Origin of the sequence: Acinetobacter sp. yr461 (assembly GCF_900110445.1) — a bacterium.
GTDB classification, from domain to species: domain Bacteria; phylum Pseudomonadota; class Gammaproteobacteria; order Pseudomonadales; family Moraxellaceae; genus Acinetobacter; species Acinetobacter calcoaceticus.
Genome location: NZ_FODU01000003.1, coordinates 324,130 through 342,267 on the forward strand (window position 1 = coordinate 324,130; position 18,138 = coordinate 342,267).

Consider the following 18,138-nt stretch of genomic DNA (forward strand, 5'->3'; position numbering starts at 1 on the left):
GCTATATCGACGTATTTACGTAAAAAAATGCTCGTTTTTAATACAAAGAAGTGAATGTCGGATATGTTTTACTTATCTTATGATAACTATAAATTTAATAAGATTATTTTATAAAAGAGAAGGGTGTTTTAATAATAAAAAAACCTCTAAACCGGATTACTGGTATAGAGGCAAAAAGTAAATGATGAATTGAAAATTAGTATTGAATTTCTTGCTCTAAAAGAGGCCAGATCTTTTGATGTGATTTTTTAAACATTAACATGTGTCCGATTGATTTATATCCGAGTTTTAGAGGGCTTAGCTCTAGCATTTTAGTAGATGCATTAGGATATAAACTTAATAATTCTTCAACGTTATGTTGAGTGGCAATTTCATCGTCACTTGCCCAAATCGAAGTAATCGGGCAAATAATCTCAGTATGAAAATCCTGAAAGACAGTTTTACCTATGGCATTTTTTACATAGCCTGGGTTGCTACAAAACTCTCTCCATTGTTGAGCAACTTTTTTAGGCAAGTTTTCACCCATCCCAATAAATTGAGTAGCGCCATAACCTTTTAAAGTACTAGAAATTGGAAAGATAACCTTAAACATGACAGGTGCCAAAAACTTGGTTTTACCTTTAAGACCTTTTACGTTGCCAGTAGAACCTGCTATCGCAACAACTTTTGCTACTTTGCGAAAATTAGGCACAATTCCTAATAGTTGCCCCCCAGCACTATGGCCAAGAAGAGTTACTTGTTCTGCTTGTGTTTTTTCTAATAAAGCATCAATTGCACAAGGAATATCAAGCGTTCCCCAATCATTAATACTTGCATCGCTTTGCTTTAAAGGTCCATGCAATGAGTCTCCAATTCCACGGAAATCAAAACTTAATACTTCATAACCTTGTTGGCTTAACCATGTAGCAAAAGCATGATAAAAATTTTTGGTAATACCTGTGGCTGGGCAAATCAAAACAGGATTTGCCGATTTTTTTGATTGAGCTGGATAAAATTGTGCAGCAAGTTGATAACCATCTTCGCAGGTTATCCAAAATGATTCAAAAGTGTTATCCATAATATTACGTAATGATTAGCTTGTTGATGACTTTAATTTACATGAGTTCTAAAATGATACTTGATTAAAATGTGACTATAAAGTCAGGATTTATGCTATACAGCTCATTAAATTTTAATAAAACGAATAATTGGGAAAAAGATGGATTTACCAAAAGCTGTACAATTAGCGATTGTTTTTAGTGGCATATTTTTATGGATAGGAATGTTAACAGGGGTATGGAAATATTGGCAAATACGCCGTTCGGAATTAAGTCGTGCACATTATTATGTGGATATTGCTCATCGAAGTAGCTTACTTTACGCAGCTGCGAGTTTAATTCTTGCTGTGCTAAGTTATTTTACTGTTTTAAGCGAAAATATTACTTTGTGGTGTGTGTTAGCAAACCTCTTGTTTTTTAGTTTTTCAATTTTAGTTTATATCGTACATGGGTACTTACAGGACACGACAAATCAATTTAAACAACCCCATCGGTTAGGTCGTTTTAACCTACCTTCATGGTTAATGTCTTTAATGATGGTTGCATTGATTATTGCTGAATTATTAGCTACAGCTATTTTAGTTATGGGAACAGTTTTTTTATTTTTAGGTATATAAAAATGGATGATCACTCATCCATTTTTTTAATCTTACAATTATTGTTGACTAAGACGTCGTTTAGCTAATTTTCGCATCTTATGATCGACAAAGGCCCACAGACAAAATATGAAAGAAACAACCATCGCATACATAAAGTATTCGGGCTTCAGATTTCCTTTAATCATACCTTGAAACAGTAAAGTCAGCATAAGAGCAAGCGGCGTTACTCCATAAACAACTGAATCTTTGCTGTTCAGAGTGTTAATGAAGACTTGTTTGTTGAAATGTAATGATAACATCTCCATCCCTCCTTGTGGTGGTACTAAAACCTAATGTTTTAGTCAAGAATTTGTTTTAAGTTTAATGTTGTACTTCTATTTTTCATACAATTCAATAGCAAATAGCAATTTTTTTGAGCAGTTTTATAAAAAACTCTATATTTATAAAAGCTTAAGGTATTAAAAAAGTAAATATTAAATATTTTTGTATGAAATACTTATTCTTTTAGGAAAGAGAGATTACTTAAGTGAAAAGTGTAATAATTTCTCTTTCCTATCATTTTATTTTAGCTATTTTGCTTTTTAAAAAATGTGTCAATTGCGTGTTGAGCAATTTCTGCATCTTCAAAAGATTGAACACCTGATACACCAATAGCACCTAAAATTTCACCTTCATAAATAATCGGTATTCCACCTTCTAACATCCCTTGAGCACTAGGCATACTTAAGAAACCAAGACGCCCACTTTTTAGAAGTTCTTCGTAAAATTTTGACGGTCTACCTGATATTGAAGCGCATTTCGCTTTTTCTAAGCATAGATGTGAACTTAAAGGAGAGGCGCCATCTAAACGTTTCATGAGTAATAAGGAGCTTGTTTCATCAACAATTGCAATACTGACTTTAAAGTTGTGTTCAATTGCGTATTTTTGAGCTTCTTCCATTAAAAACTCTGCATCTGCTAATGTTAAGTAATATTTAGTTTTCATTGTTGCTCTTCTTTCCTGAGTAAGCTAAAAATTATTTTAGTGTAATTTTACAGTAAAAATTAATTATATCTATTGTTGATTTGTCATTAAAAGCTAGTGTGGAAATAAAATGCTGGTTGGGTAAACACAGCATTTTATTCAATATATAAAATCATGTTTGGATAAAACTCGATTTCAAAAAAAGCCACTAAATTAAATGTTTTTGAATTTAACTTTGTCGATAATTACGGTAATTACAAGAACAACTAAAGATGGGATCAACCATGCTAAGTTTTGTTCGTTTAGAGGTAAATGTTGAAAAAATTCAGGTAAATAATCGCTGAAACCTGCAACTTTAAGACCATCAATAATACCGAAAATTAAAGCAATACTCGTTACTGAACCGACAATAAAAGAAGGTTTGTGCCAAAATTTCCAAAAGAAGCTCAGCATAATCACCACAATTGCAGGTGGATAGATTGCACTTAAGACAGGTACTGATATAGCAATCAGTTTAGTTAATCCAAGATTAGAAATAATGAAAGAGAAACCAACTAAAATAAATACTAAAAGCTTATATGGTAATTTGGTTAACTGAGCAAAGTACTCACCACACGCACAAGTTAAGCCGATTGCTGTAACCATACATGCTAAAAAGATGAGACCAGTTAAGAATAATGAACCCATATTTCCAAAAGCATGTTGAACATATGCATGTAAAATTACTGCGCCATTTGCTGCATTTGGTGCTACTTCATGGCTACCTAAACCTAATTTGAACAAGCTTAAATAAACTAAAGTAAGACCAACACCTGAAATGAGACTGGCAATAATTGCATATTTAGTTACTAGCTTTTTGTCGGTTACACCGCGAGAGTAAATCGCTTGAATAATCACAATACCAAATACCAAGGCACCTAAGGTATCCATGGTGAGATAGCCATTTACGAAACCTTCGGAAACAGGAGACGCAACGTAATGATTAATTGGTGCAGGAACGTAACCAGCAGGAATCATGACCGCTGCAATTCCTAAAATTGCTAAAGCGATAATTTTTAGTGGTGCAAGTACATGCCCAACTGTATCCAAAAGCTTGTTTGGATAGAGTGAAACTACAGTTACAAATGAAAAATAGATTGCACTATAGATTAGAAGACTACTACTTGAGTTTCCAAAATAAGAGGAAAAACCAATTTCATAAGAAACAGTAGCTGTACGTGGGGTAGCAAATAGAGGTCCGACTGATAAGTAACAAACAACAGTTAAAATCAGGCTTGCTACTCGACCTAAGGGAGAACTAATAATTTCAATGGATCCCTGCATGCGAGAGAGAGCCATAATGGTAATTACAGGTAAGCCGACAGCCGTAATCAAGAAGCCTAGTGCAGCTAACCAGACATGTTCACCAGCTTGTTGAGCGACAATGGGAGGAAAGATAATATTGCCAGCACCAATAAAAAGGGCAAAGGTCATAAAACCTAAGGCAATAATATCTCCAGTGCGAAGATGTTGCATAAATTAAAAGTGAATAAAAAAGAAGGAATTTTAGAGCAAAAGTAATCATGTTCAAGCGCTAATTTATGTGAAAAAGCTTTTTTTCGGGTGGTTAAAACGATATATGGTGTTATAAGCGATTGTTTGGTTAAAGTATGTGCTTGAAAAGGCATTAAAAGGACAAAAGAACTTCTTTTTAAGTTCTGACTTTTTATAAAAAATATGTAAGAATAAAAAGATAAATTTTTACTGTGAATGCTGAATATTTAAGCATTTTAGGCTTTTGGTCTGACTTATATTCATCCTAAAATATTTTGAATAACCTTAGGTTTTGTAGGGACGGGCATGTTTCTTGTCTGCGAGGATAGAATTGAATGAGAGCTTCTACTGTTACCATTAAAACTGAACAAGATCTGGAAAAATTAAGAATTTCTGGACGCTTGGCTGCGCAAGTTTTAGAAATGATAGAGGCCTATATTAAACCAGGCGTATCTACTGAATATTTAGATAACCTCTGTAATGACTATATTGTAAATAATTTAAAAGTTATTCCTGCTAATGTGGGATATCACGGTTTTACAAAAACGATATGCACTTCAGTCAATGAAGTTGTTTGCCATGGAATACCATCGCCGAATAAAATCTTAAAAGATGGCGATATTATTAATATTGATGTCGCAATAATTAAAGATGGTTATTTTGGTGATACGAGCCGCATGTATTTTGTGGGTAATGTAAACCCACAAGCAAAAAAACTTGTTGATACAACTTATGAAGCGATGGTTGCTGGTATCCATACAGTTAAGCCAGGAGCTACATTGGGTGATATTGGTTATGCTATTCAATCGGTTGCTCACCGAGAAGGCTATAGTATTGTTCGAGAGTACTGTGGACATGGGATTGGTAAGGTCTATCATGAACAACCCAATGTTTTGCACTATGGGCAGCGTGGGCAAGGTTTGGTGTTGAAGAAAGGAATGGTCTTTACCATTGAGCCTATGGTGAATGCAGGTAGGCCGCAAGTGAAAGAGTTAAATGATGGATGGACAGTCATTACTCAAGATCTTTCGTTATCTGCTCAATGGGAACATATGGTTGCAGTAACAGATACTGGCTTTGAACTATTAACACCATGGCCCGAAGGTGTGGGAAATTATCCTGCAATTTAAAAAATATAAAAAAAGTTCGATAATTTATCGAACTTTTTTATTTTAACGCTCAGAAAGGTGTTCGACTAAATAGTCAATGAATACTCGGACAGCAGGTAATAATCCTCGGCGTGATGGATATACAGCATGTAATATTCCATGAGGCGCTTTCCAATCTGGCAATATCTGTAGAAGTTGCCCAGACTTCAGGAAATCTTCTGCTGCACTCTCTGGCAATAAGGCGATACCACAGTTCTGACTAGCCAATTGAGCCAACATGTGTATGTTTGTGCCCATTACAATCGGGCTGACTTTGACTTTCTTTTGTTGATTGTCAGGTCCATGCAAAATGAATTGTTGATCAAGATGTTCTTCAGATAAACTTAAAATGCGGTGTTCACTGAGCTGCTCTGGATTTTTTATATCCCCAAACTCATTTAAATATGCCTGACTTGCGAATAAACTTTGTTCTATAAGGGCAAACTGTCTAAGAACTAAACTTGGATCGTCATCTAGTTTTGAGCGAACACGTAAAGCGATATCAATCCCTTCATTAATGACATCCACTCGGCGGTTACTGACCATAAGTTGCAAACGAATTTCAGGATATTTTTTTAAGAAAGCAGGTAGGATTTTAGGAAGTTGATTTTGAGCAATATCAACGGGCACACTAACCTTCACCACACCTCTAGGTTGAATACTTAAATGATCAACCAAATCATGAGCAGCTTGTGCAGCATTCATCATGACTTGAGCATGTCTATAAATATCCATTCCAATATCTGTAACGGCAAAATGTCGAGAGCTACGTTGGATTAGGCGAACACCTAAGTTTTCTTCTAAGCTGTACACACGACGACTTAATTTTGATTTTGGTATATCCGTTACACGCTCAGCAGCACTAAAGCCACCATGCTCAACAACGAGAGCAAAACAATAAAAATCATCAAGATCAGTGAGCATTAAAATATCCTATTTCTGCAACAACCATGATTTTACATCATTATTTTTGCAACGATAATTCTTATACTAAATTTTTTGTAAGCAGGAGATAAATTCATTATCTAATTACTGGAGATAAATTTGTAATCACACTGTAATTACGTTGTAATTTTAATGTGTGTGTTTTAATTGGGTTTATGGGTTGTCTATAGAACTATTAATCAATTTCTTCTACACTATATTTTTCTCTACTTTTCAAATCTAATGCCTTATCAATTGATAGAACTTAACGATGCCTCTACGAATATTGAGTGCCCATTTTGCAAACAAGCGATAATTGACTGGGCACAAGAGCAATACGTTCAGCCATGTGAACATACTTTATTTATTGCTATGGATTTGGGATTCGAATTTGTTGCAGATCGATTTGAAGAGTGCATGAATCAGAGTGTGGATGAGTTACACGAAGATCCAAATATGAATATTTTTGAAGCTCTAACTACGACACCTTATGAGAATCTGATTGTTTTAAAATCTGATTTAGGTGTGGAGGGTTTATTCCGCTATGTGGGAGTGAGCGATTTTTAAAGTTGCGAGCATAAAAAAGCCAATCTATTGATTGGCTTTTTTATTATTTACGCTTCTGGCGCTGCGCTATATTGTTCAACTAATGGTTTTAATTCACCATTTTGGAACATTTCAAGCATGATATCGCTACCGCCAATAAGTTCGCCATTTACCCAAAGTTGCGGGAATGTAGGCCAATTCGCAATTGCTGGTAAGATTGCACGAATATCAGGATTTTCCAAAATATTTACATATGCAAATGGACGACCAATTTGACTGAGCGCCTCTACAGCACGTGCAGAGAAACCACATTGTGGAAACTGTGGAGTGCCTTTCATGTAAAGTAAAACGGGATGCTTCGCAATTTGATCGCGGATTAACGCTTCAGTATCACGTGCTTGTTCAGTCATAAATAGATCCTCAACTAATCTAGCAGCATTATAGGGGGTGTTTACATCGCTTTGCAAACCACCTGATTACTTAAAGTTGCATTGAATCTTCATATTTTATTGTATAAACCGAAGTGGTAGCGAAAAGCAGACGAAATTTTAGATAAATGATTGATGAGACTTTTCATTAGAGCCAGTTTTTGCTTATATAAACCCTTCTTAAAACCTCATATAGACAGAGTTCGTTATGACTGATATTACCCTAGCTCCAATACAACCTGATCAACCATCACACTTAATGGCTACTTATGGTCGCCAAGCGATCAGTTTTGTACGAGGCCGAGGGGCATATCTATATACTGAAGATGGTACAGAATATCTAGATGCCTTAACTGGTATTGCTGTATGTGGTTTAGGTCATGCACATCCAGTCATTGCAGAAGCAATTGCTGAACAAGCTGCAACACTTGTGCACACAAGTAATTTATTTGAAATCCCTTGGCAAACTGCTGCTGCTCAGAAGCTTGCTGAGGTTTCTGGCATGGAAGAGATCTTCTTTTCAAACAGTGGTGCTGAGTCAAATGAAGGTGCAATTAAGATTGCTCGTAAATTTGGTACCCAACAAGGTGTACGTTTGCCAAAGATTATTGTGGCAGAACAATCATTTCATGGTCGTACTTTGGCAACACTTTCAGCAACGGGTAATAAAAAAGTACAAGATGGATTTGTTCCCTTGGTGAATGATTTTATTCGTGTGCCGTTTGGTGATGTGGAAGCAATTCAGGAAGCCGCTTTGCAGCATCCAGATATTGTTGCAATTTTGATTGAGCCAATTCAAGGTGAGGGTGGTATTAATACCGCTCCTCAAGGCTTTAGCTATCTTGAAGAAGTTCGCAATATTTGTAATCAGCATAACTGGCTTATGATGCTAGATGAAATTCAAACAGGTAATGGGCGTACTGGTAAATATTTTGCATATCAGCACACCAACATTGTGCCTGATGTCCTGACGACTGCGAAAGGACTCGGAAATGGCTTCCCTGTGGGTGCTGTAATGACACAAGGTAAAGCTGTTGGTTTATTGGGACCTGGTAGTCATGGTTCTACCTATGGCGGTACTGTACTAGGTTCTCGTGTGGTTTATACAGTCATTGATACAATTCAAAAAGAGAATGCTGTAGAAAATGCGGCGGTAGTAGGACGCTATATCGTTGATCAACTTCGTGCAAAGTTAGCTAACAAGAATGTTCAAGTGCGTGGTTTTGGTATGATGATTGGTATTCAATTACCTAAAGACTGTGCTGAACTCGTTGCTATTGCTCGTGATGAACATAAGCTTATTATCAACGTTACAGCAGGTTCGGTAGTTCGTCTATTACCGCCTATTAATATGACTCAAGCACAGGCCGATGACTTGTTAGAACGTTTAGTTACTTTGATTAATAGCTATCTTTAAGTTTTGGTATAAAAATGGGCACTTAATGTGCCCATTTTTTTTATTTCAAAGCATTAACCAGAGATATACTGCTTTAACTGTTCAATTAAGTTTTTCTGATCTTCCATTGCTGCTTTTACCAAGTCACCAATAGAGATAAAACCAACTAATTTTTCATTGTCCAATACTGGTAAATGACGTAAGTGACGATCTGTCATTAACTGTAAACACTCTTCAACTGTGTTGTTTAAACTTACAGTAAGTACTTTAGATGTCATAATTTCAGCGACTGTAGTGCTATATGAAGAACGTTCCATAAGCGTCACTTTGCGCGTGTAGTCACGTTCAGATAAAATTCCGACAACTTTTTCACCATCGGCTACGACTAACGCACCAATTCCTTTGTCAGCCATGATTTTAATAGCTTCAAGGACAGTGGCTTCTGGAGAAATTGTAAAAATATCTTGCTCTGATTTGTTTTTGATTACTTGTGCAACGATTGTCATTTCTTCTATCCCGTGTTTTATCATTTTGTTTTAAATTAGCTTGATTTTATAAAAATGCAAAGACTTGATAGTCATTCAAATACAAGTTTTACACTCAAGCGTTCAAAAAGCATTCTAATAGTGGTTAAGAACCTAAAGAAAACTTTAGGCTTCTTGCCAGTGCGGATGTTTAAAAAAGAAATGATGCATTTGCTGAGTAGATAATTTCAACTTCCTGTGAGAAGAATTAAACAAAGCGGGCGTAACGTTGAGTCTGGTTAATGTTGGTAATAAAGATTCATGAAAATCTTTGGGGGTAATTCTTCTTGGTTTGTAATGTGGCCAATGTTCTTTAGCGTAGCGGTGAGCTTGCAATCCATTGAGCCAGAAAGGAAAGATAAAATCTTCATTATCCGATTTTATTGCCCAACCTTGATGAAATAATCCCCAAAGAACTCCGCAGTACATCATGGTTCTTAAAATATAAATCTTAATCATCAAGTCTTTTGAAACCGGTTGTAGATTGCTTAAACTATTCATTGTCAATTTAATGGTTCTTAACTTGTCTTGCTTATTATAGAAAAAATAGATGACATTTCAGTTTAAACAGGTATCAAATCGTAAACAAATATTCACAGCTAAAGAAAAGACCACCTGAGCAAGACAAAGCGACTAAAGCTTTGGCGAAGCGTAAGGCAAACAAAGTGCCTAGTTTATTAAAATTTGTATTGGACTTTTTACCGACATAAAAAAACGCCACCTGAGCCATGACTAAAGTGGCGAAGTAAGGCTTTAGATAAATTGACAACTTTAGGTTCTTATAGATATAAAAAAACGCCACCTAAGTGACGTTTCTTTATGCTTGCATTGTGGCTAACTTTTGCCAATATTGTGCTTTAAGTGAGTCACGTTCAACACGGAAACCTTGATAATACAATTCTGCTAAGAATAGAGCAGCTTTACCGTGCCCAGCGCGAGCAACTTCTTCTAACTGTGTAACTGCATCTTGAAAGTTCATTTGAGAATGAATTGTGTTTACTGCAGTTGCATATACATGTTCTAAATCATGATGAGAGATACGTTGAATCATAGAAAACTCCTTATTGTAATTATGATTACTTTTTTCTAAAGGCCACTGCCTTTAAATTAATTTAACTTAGAATTATTAAACTAATATTACAAATTGATGGATTTGTCAACTATTAGTGCATATCGCTTAGTTCACTATTAGGATACATGATTAAACATTATTCACAAATAATTTTGATTAAAATCAATATGAGAATAAAAGACAAGGAGAATAAAATATGACAAATACAATCGATGGCTTTGTTTTTGATACTCCGCCTAAAGAGGAACAAATCATAGAACTGGCCCATTATCACCGTAAATTATTAGATGAAGCTATCTTTCATCAGGAAATCCATTTAGGGGATTATTGTCTTGCACAGCGCAAAAGGGTATTTGATTTTGCTGGGCATTTGGAACCCACCCAAAAAAACTGGTTTTATCAAGTCTATGATGGGGAGCTTCGAAAAATTGCCGATGAAGACGAGTTGCATCCAGCAGATGCAGAAGAAGGGTTAAGTATTTTTGCCATGTTTTTAGTCTTGGTTATTATTGCGGCAATTTTATACTTTTCCGTCATTCGTTCACTAATAAGTTAAGCATATTATCCAGTAAGGTACGATTATTAACCTTACTGGATGTTTGATCTTGTGCTTATGTGCATTGAACCCTACACTACACTAATTCGAGGTAGGTCATGCTCATATTCAAACAAAATTTTCTTAAATTAAAGTCTGAGTTAAAAGTTGATCAATGTTTTAACCTGTTTGTGGTTATTGTCATTGGCTGTATTTTTGTGCTGTCATATTTAGCATTACTTCGGCCTATTAGTCCGGATCAATATCAACGAATTGTACAACTTTCTCATCAGGCGACTTATCCAAGAACTCAAGACATGGCTGAGTTGCTTATAGCTCAGTCAGAAATTCATCGAGCTGAGTATTTAAAGTTAATGCATGCTTACCAATTTGAGGGTGCTCATATTAAGCAATATCCGGCACTCGCTCAGGAAGATACTCAGTAATTGGGTTAATCAGGCTAAATCTTGGTTTCCAAAGCTTTTTGAGCACTATTGTGGCAGGCAAAATTTTGAATTTATGCTAAACTTTCTCTTTTTAAACGCGCTGCTTTTCAAGGAATCCGCATGGAGCAACAATCGAATATGCAAAATAAATTCTTGATAGATGCTGAGATCGGTGATGACGATGTCACATTACCTAATTTACCTGCTATCGATGTTCCCATCGTTGAATCTCCTGTTAAGTCACAAGAAAACATTGAAGTAGCCAAAGTTGAATCGGCTTCAACAGAAACAGCGGTTGAACAACCAAAATCTGGTTTTTTTGGCCGGATGAAAGAAGGTTTAACCAAAACTCGTCGTAATTTCGCTGATGGAATGGTCAATATCCTGATCGGTGGAAAGGAAATTGACGATGAATTACTCGAAGAAGTCGAAGAGCAATTATTGGTTGCAGACATTGGTGTTGAGGCAACTAAAACGATCATTACCAATTTAACAGAGCGGACTGCTCGTGGTGATTTGATCTATTCCCACTCTCTTTATAAAGCTTTACAAGAAGAGTTGGTTGCTTTGTTGGCTCCACGTGTTAAACCTTTGCATATTGACCCGAACAAATCACCGTATGTGATTTTAATGGTTGGGGTAAATGGTGTTGGTAAAACCACAACTATTGGTAAATTAGCGAAACGTTTGCAAGGTGAAGGTAAGAAAGTGATGTTAGCTGCTGGTGATACATTCCGTGCCGCAGCGACAGAGCAATTACAGATCTGGGGTGAACGTAACGATATCGCTGTTGTAGCCCAAGGTCACGGAGCTGATAGTGCCTCTGTTATTTTTGATGCCTTTGAGAGTGCTCGCGCTAAAGGAATTGATGTATTAATCGCAGATACAGCAGGTCGTTTACATAATAAAAGCAACCTGATGGAAGAACTTAAAAAAGTTAAGCGCGTTATGCAAAAAATTGATGCGACTGCACCTCATGAAATTATGTTAGTCGTAGATGCGGGTACAGGGCAAAACGCGATTAACCAAGTGCAAGAGTTTGACCAGACTGTGGGTTTAACTGGTATTACAATTACCAAGTTAGATGGAACTGCGAAAGGGGGCGTGCTCTTTAATATTGCAAGCCGTACTCATGTGCCAATTCGTTTTATTGGTGTTGGTGAAAAAATTGATGATTTAAGACCATTCTCGGCTAAATCATTTGTCGCTGCGCTGTTTGAAACTGATAAATAATTGGTTGTCAGATATAAAAAAGCTTCACTAAATGGTGAAGCTTTTTTATATCTATATCTTTTTTATTGTTGCGAAAATAAAACGAACTGTCATATTTTTAATGCTGATTATAAAAAATGAGTTCAATACACTGTATTCATTCCCAAACAACGACCCATGGTCAATCAAATAGGTAGGAAATAACAAAATGTCTACTTTCTTAGATAAAATTAAAAACCGTCGTACAATTTATGCAATTGGTAAAAATGTTGCATTAGATCGCACCAAAATTGAAGAAACGATCCGTGAAGCAGTTAAACATAGCCCTTCAGCTTTTAACTCGCAATCTTCACGTGTGGTGACACTATATGGTGAATCTCATGCTAAATTTTGGAATTTAGTTCGTGAAGCATTACGTAAAATTGTTCCTGCAGAAGCTTTTGCTGGTACAAACACAAAAATTGATAGCTTTGTAGCGGGTGCTGGTACGGTTTTATTTTATGAAGACCAAGCTGTTGTTAAAAATTTACAAGAGCAATTCGAATTATATGCAGATAACTTCCCTGTATGGTCTGAACATTCAAGCGCGATTGCTCAATTTGCAACTTGGACTGCACTGTCAGAGCTTGGTTTAGGTGCATCTTTGCAGCACTATAACCCGATTGTTGATGCCGAAGCAGCTGAAGCATTTGATGTGCCTGCAACTTGGAAATTACGTGCTCAATTAGTATTTGGTTCAGTTGAAGCACCAGCAGGCGAAAAAGCATTTATTAATGATGCTGATCGTTTCAAAACTTTCAACTAATTGAAAGTTAAAAAGAGCATCTATTTAGGTGTTCTTTTTTTATGTCTTTAGAATTAATAAAAGGACTAAATAAAACGGAAATTGATGAAATTCAATTATATATTTTAAAAATAATAAATCTGAAAATTAGCCAATAACTGCACTGTCATAAAATAGTCACAATCATATTGCATATTGCTCATGATTTAATAGCTTATCAAATACAGAGAAAGAAACAGATGACTTTAAGATTAGGTGTTGCTGCAATTGGTTTATTACTCAGTGGTTCAGTATTTTCAGCAGTTACAATTACAGCACCAGAGGAAATTGTAATCCTTGCGGTAAATGGTCAAGAAGTCAATTCTGGGTTATTTCGTTCATCTAAAAATAACTATAAAGTCGATGCAGGTGAGACTAGCTTAAGCGTGCGTTACCAAGAATATTTTGAACATTTAAATGGCGAGCATGACATTGTTAAATCTGGTGTAGTCACAATTCAAACACCTGCATTGCAAGATGGGAAAACCTACAAGCTTTCAATGGTAGATGTGCCTAAAGATTATGAAAATGCGAAGAAATATGCAGAGCAACCAACAGTTGCTTTGTATGGTGCAAATAATGAATTAATTGTGAAACAAACGGGCGCAAACAATGAAGCAAAACCATGGTTTGCAACTGGCTTATTGGGTAAAGTAACTGATTTTACGACTAAATCATCTAAACCACAGCCTGAAGCAGTCTATGCATCGGCCAAACCTGCATCTACTCAAGTTGTGGTGCCAGCTCCAACATCTATGCCAGTAACTGGTGTGGCACAAACCAATGATCAGCGTTTGGTAGAAACTTGGCAGAAAGCTTCTAAAGCTGAGCGTCAAAAATTTATGGCATGGTTAGCTGAACAATCAAATTAATCAATTGCTATTTAAAATAAAGCCGATTTAATATCGGCTTTATTTTTAGAATTTTTATAAATAGCCTAAGTATATTTTATGACTAATTTAAATTTCCGTTCAGCTCAATTCGCTGATATTCCACAGCTCGTAGATTTAATTAATAAGTCTTATCGAGAGCAACAAGGCAGAAGTTGGACAACTGAGCTTGAGTTTGTAAACGGGCAGCGTATTACAGAGCATCAATTAGAAGAACAGCTACAACTTTCGAATTCGACATTATTGGTAGGGGAAACTAACTCTTCCAAAATTGTTGCATGCATTGGACTTACATTTGAAAACAATCAGGTTGAGGTTGGGACGTTCTGTACAGATCCTCATGTTCAAAATATGAGAATGGGTCGTTCTGTCTTAGAATATGCGGAGCAATATGCATTGAAAGAAGATCCCCATCTGACCAACGCCGTAATGTATGTGCTAGATGTACGTTCAGAGTTGATTGCTTATTATGAACGACGTGGATATGTGAAAACGGGTAATGAACAACCATATCCAGTTGAAGCAAATGTAGGCGTGCCAAGGGTGCCTATTAAGTTGATTGAAATGAAAAAAGACCTCATTTGAGGTCTTTTTTCATTTAGGTTAAAAACCAGATGTAATAGCCTAAAAGCATGAGAGGCCAAGCCACCCATGGGCTAAATAGCCATTTCCATAACCAGAAGTTGGGTACGAAACCTACTCCGTAAATAAAGCCACCAGAAATACCAATCATCACCAACATGAGTTGACTGTGATTGTAGTGTCCGTTTGCATCTAACATGAGTGAAGGGTAAACCAGCAAAATTGCAGCAAGAGGCAATGCCAACAGAAATGAAAGGGCCATTGCGAATGCTTGAACTTTTCGATGATTTGATGCTGTCATTGCTTTTGCCATGATTTATTCCTCATCTAAGTTCTGATGGTGCTCGATATAAAGTGCACTGAGTACACCTGCAAAACATGCCATCAAAATGCCAAGGATCCATGCGAAATACCACATTTGCTTCTCCTTAATACAAGCTATGCGAGTTTGACTCGATGTGTTTGTTGGTAATGACTCCCCACATTTTGTAATAAGACCAACTGGTATAGATCAAAATGAGTGGTACAAAAATGCCAGCAGCTACAGTCATAACGCCTAAAGTAAGGTGGCTTGAAACAGCATCCCACATCGTCAAGCTAGAATTAGGATTAATGCTAGATGGCAGTAAGAACGGAAATAGTGCAAAACCTGCGGTTAAAATTGCTCCTACAATCATTAAACTTGTACCAGTGAAACTTAAGCCTGCTTTTGCTTTTGAAGCTGCAATAATTGCAATGATTGCGCCTAAGATTGCAAGAACTGGAGCAACTTTAGTAATTGGATAGGTACTATAGTTGTTCATCCAACCTGGGTTGCTATTGGTAACTACCTCTTTTGCTAAAGGGTTGAGTGCAGCATTTGGATCAATTGCTACTGCATAGCTATAACCGGGTATTTGACCAAAATACAGCCATGCTCCAATAACAAGAAAACAAGCTAAAAATAGCATTGCCATAATCTGGGTTGCTTTTGCAGAGCGTTGCTTTAAAGCATCGTCTGTACGCAACATGAGCCATGCACCGCCGTGGGCACAGAGCATTGATAGACTGACAATACCGCAAACTAATGCAAACGGATTTAAAAGAGCAAAAAAGCTGCCAGTATATTCAGAGCGTAAAGTGTCATCTAAACCAAAAGGTAAGCCTAGAAATAAATTACCAAAGGCTACACCGAACACAAGCGCTGGCACAGCGCCTCCAATGCATAGGCCCCAATCCCAGGAATTACGCCATTTGGTGTTTTCAAGTTTGGAACGATAATCAAAGCCGACTGGTCGTAAGAAAAGGGCGAATAAAACCAGTAGTAATGCCCAATACATACCAGAGAAAGCTACAGCATATACCATTGGCCATGCAGCAAATAATGCACCACCTGCTGTAATAAACCAAACCTGATTGCCATCCCAGTGAGGAGCGATCGTGTTAATGGCCGCACGTCGTTCGTTATCGGTTTTCCCAACGAAAGGCATGAGAGCCATGGAGCCCATATCGAAACCGTCAGTGAGAGCAAAGCCGATCAGAAGTACACCAACTAACACCCACCAAATGATTTTTAACAGTTCATATTCAATCATGATAAGGCCTCCCCATTAACAGCTGTTTTCGGTTCTTGCTTTTCAAAATGATATTTACCAGTGTGCAGAGAGCTTGGCCCTAGACGAGCAAACTTGATCATTAAATACATTTCAATAATTAAAAGTGCGGTATAGAACGCGGCTAGCGCAAGAATAGAACCCCACACATCACCACTACTTAAACTAGAAGTAGATAGGTGAGTTGGTAAGATTTCACCAATAGACCAAGGTTGACGGCCACCCTCAGCTACATACCAACCAGTTTGTGCAGCGATCCAAGGAAGTGGCAAGGCAAACAATGCATATTTAAGTAGCCAAGGTTTATTTTCAGCATTTCTTTTTGCTACAGCCCAAGTTGCTAAAATGAAAAGTAATAGCATCAAGAAACCAGAGGCAACCATTGCTCGGAAAGAGAAAAAAAGTGCTGTAACATTTGGAACAGTATCTTTCACAGCGGCTTTAATATTTTGCTCGCTTGCATCAACTACATTTGGTGCATATTTCTTAAGAAGTAGGCCATAACCTAGATCTTTTTGATTTTTTTCAAAAGAGGCTAATAACTCTGGTGAGCGATCACCCGCACGTAGTTTTTCAAGTTCAGCATAGGCAAGCATACCGTTACGAATACGAACTTCGTGCTGCTGCATGAGATCTTTAAGCCCAGTAACTTCTTTGGTTGTTGAACGGGTTGCAATTAAACCTAATGCATATGGAATTTTAATTGCATAATCTGTCCGCATTTCTTCATGGTTCGGTATACCAAATAAAGTAAATGGAGCTGGAGCAGGGTGAGTATCCCATTCAGCTTCAATTGCAGCCAGTTTAGTTTTTTGAACATCCCCTAATTCATAGCCAGATTCATCACCGAGTAAAATCACTGAAAGTGTAGATGCAAGACCGAAAATCGCAGCAATTGCAAATGAACGACGAGCGAAAGGAAGATCACGTTTTTTAAGCAAGTAGTAGCTTGAGATAGCTAGTACAAAAATCGCACCAGTTACATAGCCTGCTGATACAGTGTGTACAAATTTAACTTGAGCTACGGGGTTAAAGATAAGCGCGCCGAAATCGACTAGTTCCATACGCATCGTTTCAAAGTTGAATGCAGCACCTACAGGGTTTTGCATCCAGCCATTCGCCACTAAAATCCACAGCGCTGACATATTAGAGCCTAGCGCAACTAACCACGTTACACCTAGATGCTGAACCTTAGTTAAACGGTCCCATCCAAAGAAGAATAAACCAATAAATGTCGACTCAAGGAAGAATGCCATCAGACCTTCAATTGCTAATGGCGCACCAAAAATATCACCTACATAATGTGAGTAATAAGCCCAGTTCGTTCCAAACTGGAACTCCATGGTTAAGCCAGTCGTTACCCCTAACGCAAAGTTAATACCAAATAATTTTCCCCAAAATTTAGTCATATCTTTGTAAATTTCTTTACCAGAAATGACGTAGGTGGTTTCCATGATGGCAAGGATAAAAGCCAAACCTAAAGTTAAAGGGACGAAAAGAAAGTGATACATTGCGGTCATTGCAAATTGAAACCGCGAAAGATCAACCACGCTTTCAGAAATCATCAACGTGTCTCCTTAATGTTGGAAATGTTATCGCCAGCAATATGCTCGGCAACCTGATTGTCAAAATTTTTGGGGATGGTGGGAGCATCAAACCAAATATGTTTAATCGTTAAAAGAAGCACTATTTTTATTATTAGAATAATAGTGATTTCTTTAATTAAACGGCTATTAAGATTTTGAAAATTAAGGCTCATTCATTAAACCTCATTTGATATTAATTTTATTATTAATCAAAATATAATAAAAATAAACAATAAATATATTTTAAATAGATATTTAAATAATTAATTCATAAAAAACAAATATTTAATATTTATAAAAT

At 36.7% G+C, this 18,138-nt stretch carries 24 protein-coding genes; 10 read left to right on the forward strand and 14 right to left on the reverse strand.

The features are described from left to right. Positions 1 to 196 precede the first annotated feature (196 nt). On the reverse strand, positions 197 to 1,057 hold the full coding sequence (locus BMW38_RS07860) for an alpha/beta hydrolase family protein (protein ID WP_092707079.1): 861 nt from the start codon (positions 1,055 to 1,057) through the stop codon (positions 197 to 199). A gap of 141 nt (positions 1,058 to 1,198) precedes the next feature. Between BMW38_RS07860 and BMW38_RS07865 the strand changes: the two genes are divergently transcribed. Further along, the gene (locus tag BMW38_RS07865) at positions 1,199 to 1,654 is read left to right on the forward strand and encodes a hypothetical protein (RefSeq protein WP_092707081.1); all 456 of its coding nucleotides are present in this window, start codon (positions 1,199 to 1,201) and stop codon (positions 1,652 to 1,654) included. 38 nt (positions 1,655 to 1,692) lie between these two features. Here the strand turns inward: BMW38_RS07865 and BMW38_RS07870 are convergent, their stop codons facing one another. The 3 genes from BMW38_RS07870 to brnQ all read right to left on the reverse strand — a co-directional run bounded on the left by BMW38_RS07870 (position 1,693) and on the right by brnQ (position 4,115). Continuing rightward, positions 1,693 to 1,935, reverse strand: a complete 243-nt coding sequence (locus tag BMW38_RS07870) for a hypothetical protein (protein ID WP_004643085.1) — start codon at positions 1,933 to 1,935, stop codon at positions 1,693 to 1,695. A 266-nt stretch (positions 1,936 to 2,201) separates the two neighbouring features. Continuing rightward, a complete protein-coding gene (locus BMW38_RS07875) occupies positions 2,202 to 2,621 on the reverse strand; it encodes a GlcG/HbpS family heme-binding protein (RefSeq protein WP_092707083.1) in 420 nt (139 codons plus the stop codon). A gap of 192 nt (positions 2,622 to 2,813) precedes the next feature. Beyond that, positions 2,814 to 4,115 carry a branched-chain amino acid transport system II carrier protein gene (brnQ, locus tag BMW38_RS07880; protein ID WP_092707085.1) on the reverse strand — a complete coding sequence of 434 codons (1,302 nt, stop codon included), beginning with the start codon at positions 4,113 to 4,115 and terminating at the stop codon, positions 2,814 to 2,816. A 353-nt stretch (positions 4,116 to 4,468) separates the two neighbouring features. On the opposite strand from brnQ, the gene map reads away from it, so the two are divergent. After that, positions 4,469 to 5,263 (forward strand): type I methionyl aminopeptidase, encoded by a 795-nt coding sequence (gene map / locus BMW38_RS07885; protein ID WP_017392243.1) that lies wholly within the window; start codon positions 4,469 to 4,471, stop codon positions 5,261 to 5,263. A 42-nt stretch (positions 5,264 to 5,305) separates the two neighbouring features. Here map and BMW38_RS07890 read toward each other — a convergent pair whose 3' ends face one another. Beyond that, positions 5,306 to 6,205: a LysR family transcriptional regulator gene (locus BMW38_RS07890; protein WP_092707087.1), complete on the reverse strand. Its 900-nt coding sequence runs from the start codon at positions 6,203 to 6,205 to the stop codon at positions 5,306 to 5,308. Between the two features lie 243 nt (positions 6,206 to 6,448). Here BMW38_RS07890 and BMW38_RS07895 point away from each other — a divergent pair, with 243 nt between their 5' ends. Next, entirely contained in the window at positions 6,449 to 6,772 is a 324-nt protein-coding gene (locus tag BMW38_RS07895; RefSeq protein WP_005040058.1) for a hypothetical protein, read from the forward strand. A 47-nt stretch (positions 6,773 to 6,819) separates the two neighbouring features. On the opposite strand, the gene grxD is transcribed toward BMW38_RS07895, so the two are convergent. Continuing rightward, positions 6,820 to 7,161 (reverse strand): Grx4 family monothiol glutaredoxin, encoded by a 342-nt coding sequence (grxD, locus tag BMW38_RS07900; RefSeq protein WP_004643080.1) that lies wholly within the window; start codon positions 7,159 to 7,161, stop codon positions 6,820 to 6,822. 226 nt (positions 7,162 to 7,387) lie between these two features. On the opposite strand from grxD, the gene BMW38_RS07905 reads away from it, so the two are divergent. Next, a complete protein-coding gene (locus tag BMW38_RS07905; protein ID WP_092707089.1) occupies positions 7,388 to 8,596 on the forward strand; it encodes an aspartate aminotransferase family protein in 1,209 nt (402 codons plus the stop codon). Positions 8,597 to 8,649: 53 nt separating this feature from the next. On the opposite strand, the gene BMW38_RS07910 is transcribed toward BMW38_RS07905, so the two are convergent. The 3 genes from BMW38_RS07910 to BMW38_RS07920 form a co-directional block, all read right to left on the reverse strand. Further along, on the reverse strand, positions 8,650 to 9,081 hold the full coding sequence (locus BMW38_RS07910; protein WP_003652114.1) for a CBS domain-containing protein: 432 nt from the start codon (positions 9,079 to 9,081) through the stop codon (positions 8,650 to 8,652). A 144-nt stretch (positions 9,082 to 9,225) separates the two neighbouring features. Next, positions 9,226 to 9,600 (reverse strand): DUF2750 domain-containing protein, encoded by a 375-nt coding sequence (locus BMW38_RS07915; protein WP_005040064.1) that lies wholly within the window; start codon positions 9,598 to 9,600, stop codon positions 9,226 to 9,228. 316 nt (positions 9,601 to 9,916) lie between these two features. Beyond that, a complete protein-coding gene (locus BMW38_RS07920) occupies positions 9,917 to 10,150 on the reverse strand; it encodes a hypothetical protein (protein ID WP_003652111.1) in 234 nt (77 codons plus the stop codon). A gap of 217 nt (positions 10,151 to 10,367) precedes the next feature. Here BMW38_RS07920 and BMW38_RS07925 point away from each other — a divergent pair, with 217 nt between their 5' ends. From BMW38_RS07925 to BMW38_RS07950, 6 genes are all read left to right on the forward strand, one after another. Beyond that, positions 10,368 to 10,727: a hypothetical protein gene (locus BMW38_RS07925; protein WP_005046658.1), complete on the forward strand. Its 360-nt coding sequence runs from the start codon at positions 10,368 to 10,370 to the stop codon at positions 10,725 to 10,727. Between the two features lie 98 nt (positions 10,728 to 10,825). Then, the gene (locus BMW38_RS07930; protein WP_004643075.1) at positions 10,826 to 11,152 is read left to right on the forward strand and encodes a hypothetical protein; all 327 of its coding nucleotides are present in this window, start codon (positions 10,826 to 10,828) and stop codon (positions 11,150 to 11,152) included. Positions 11,153 to 11,272: 120 nt separating this feature from the next. Next, a complete protein-coding gene (gene ftsY, locus BMW38_RS07935; protein ID WP_005040068.1) occupies positions 11,273 to 12,385 on the forward strand; it encodes a signal recognition particle-docking protein FtsY in 1,113 nt (370 codons plus the stop codon). A 187-nt stretch (positions 12,386 to 12,572) separates the two neighbouring features. Then, entirely contained in the window at positions 12,573 to 13,169 is a 597-nt protein-coding gene (locus tag BMW38_RS07940; RefSeq protein ID WP_004643073.1) for a nitroreductase family protein, read from the forward strand. Between the two features lie 218 nt (positions 13,170 to 13,387). Beyond that, positions 13,388 to 14,059 (forward strand): YccT family protein, encoded by a 672-nt coding sequence (locus tag BMW38_RS07945; protein WP_092707091.1) that lies wholly within the window; start codon positions 13,388 to 13,390, stop codon positions 14,057 to 14,059. A gap of 78 nt (positions 14,060 to 14,137) precedes the next feature. Further along, positions 14,138 to 14,662 carry a GNAT family N-acetyltransferase gene (locus tag BMW38_RS07950; protein WP_092707093.1) on the forward strand — a complete coding sequence of 175 codons (525 nt, stop codon included), beginning with the start codon at positions 14,138 to 14,140 and terminating at the stop codon, positions 14,660 to 14,662. A 13-nt stretch (positions 14,663 to 14,675) separates the two neighbouring features. On the opposite strand, the gene BMW38_RS07955 is transcribed toward BMW38_RS07950, so the two are convergent. The 5 genes from BMW38_RS07955 to cydP are packed head-to-tail and all read right to left on the reverse strand — an operon-like array spanning position 14,676 to position 18,010. Next, complete coding sequence (locus tag BMW38_RS07955; RefSeq protein ID WP_080593069.1) at positions 14,676 to 14,975, reverse strand: cyd operon YbgE family protein; 300 nt, start codon at positions 14,973 to 14,975, stop codon at positions 14,676 to 14,678. Next, a complete protein-coding gene (gene cydX / locus BMW38_RS07960; protein WP_000270276.1) occupies positions 14,976 to 15,077 on the reverse strand; it encodes a cytochrome bd-I oxidase subunit CydX in 102 nt (33 codons plus the stop codon). A gap of 10 nt (positions 15,078 to 15,087) precedes the next feature. Next, positions 15,088 to 16,233, reverse strand: a complete 1,146-nt coding sequence (cydB, locus tag BMW38_RS07965) for a cytochrome d ubiquinol oxidase subunit II (protein WP_005040079.1) — start codon at positions 16,231 to 16,233, stop codon at positions 15,088 to 15,090. After that, entirely contained in the window at positions 16,230 to 17,816 is a 1,587-nt protein-coding gene (locus BMW38_RS07970) for a cytochrome ubiquinol oxidase subunit I (protein WP_092707095.1), read from the reverse strand. The genes cydB and BMW38_RS07970 overlap by 4 nt, the downstream gene beginning before the upstream one ends. Beyond that, positions 17,816 to 18,010: a cytochrome oxidase putative small subunit CydP gene (gene cydP / locus BMW38_RS07975; RefSeq protein ID WP_003652097.1), complete on the reverse strand. Its 195-nt coding sequence runs from the start codon at positions 18,008 to 18,010 to the stop codon at positions 17,816 to 17,818. The genes BMW38_RS07970 and cydP overlap by 1 nt, the downstream gene beginning before the upstream one ends. Between the last annotated feature and the right edge of the window lie 128 nt (positions 18,011 to 18,138).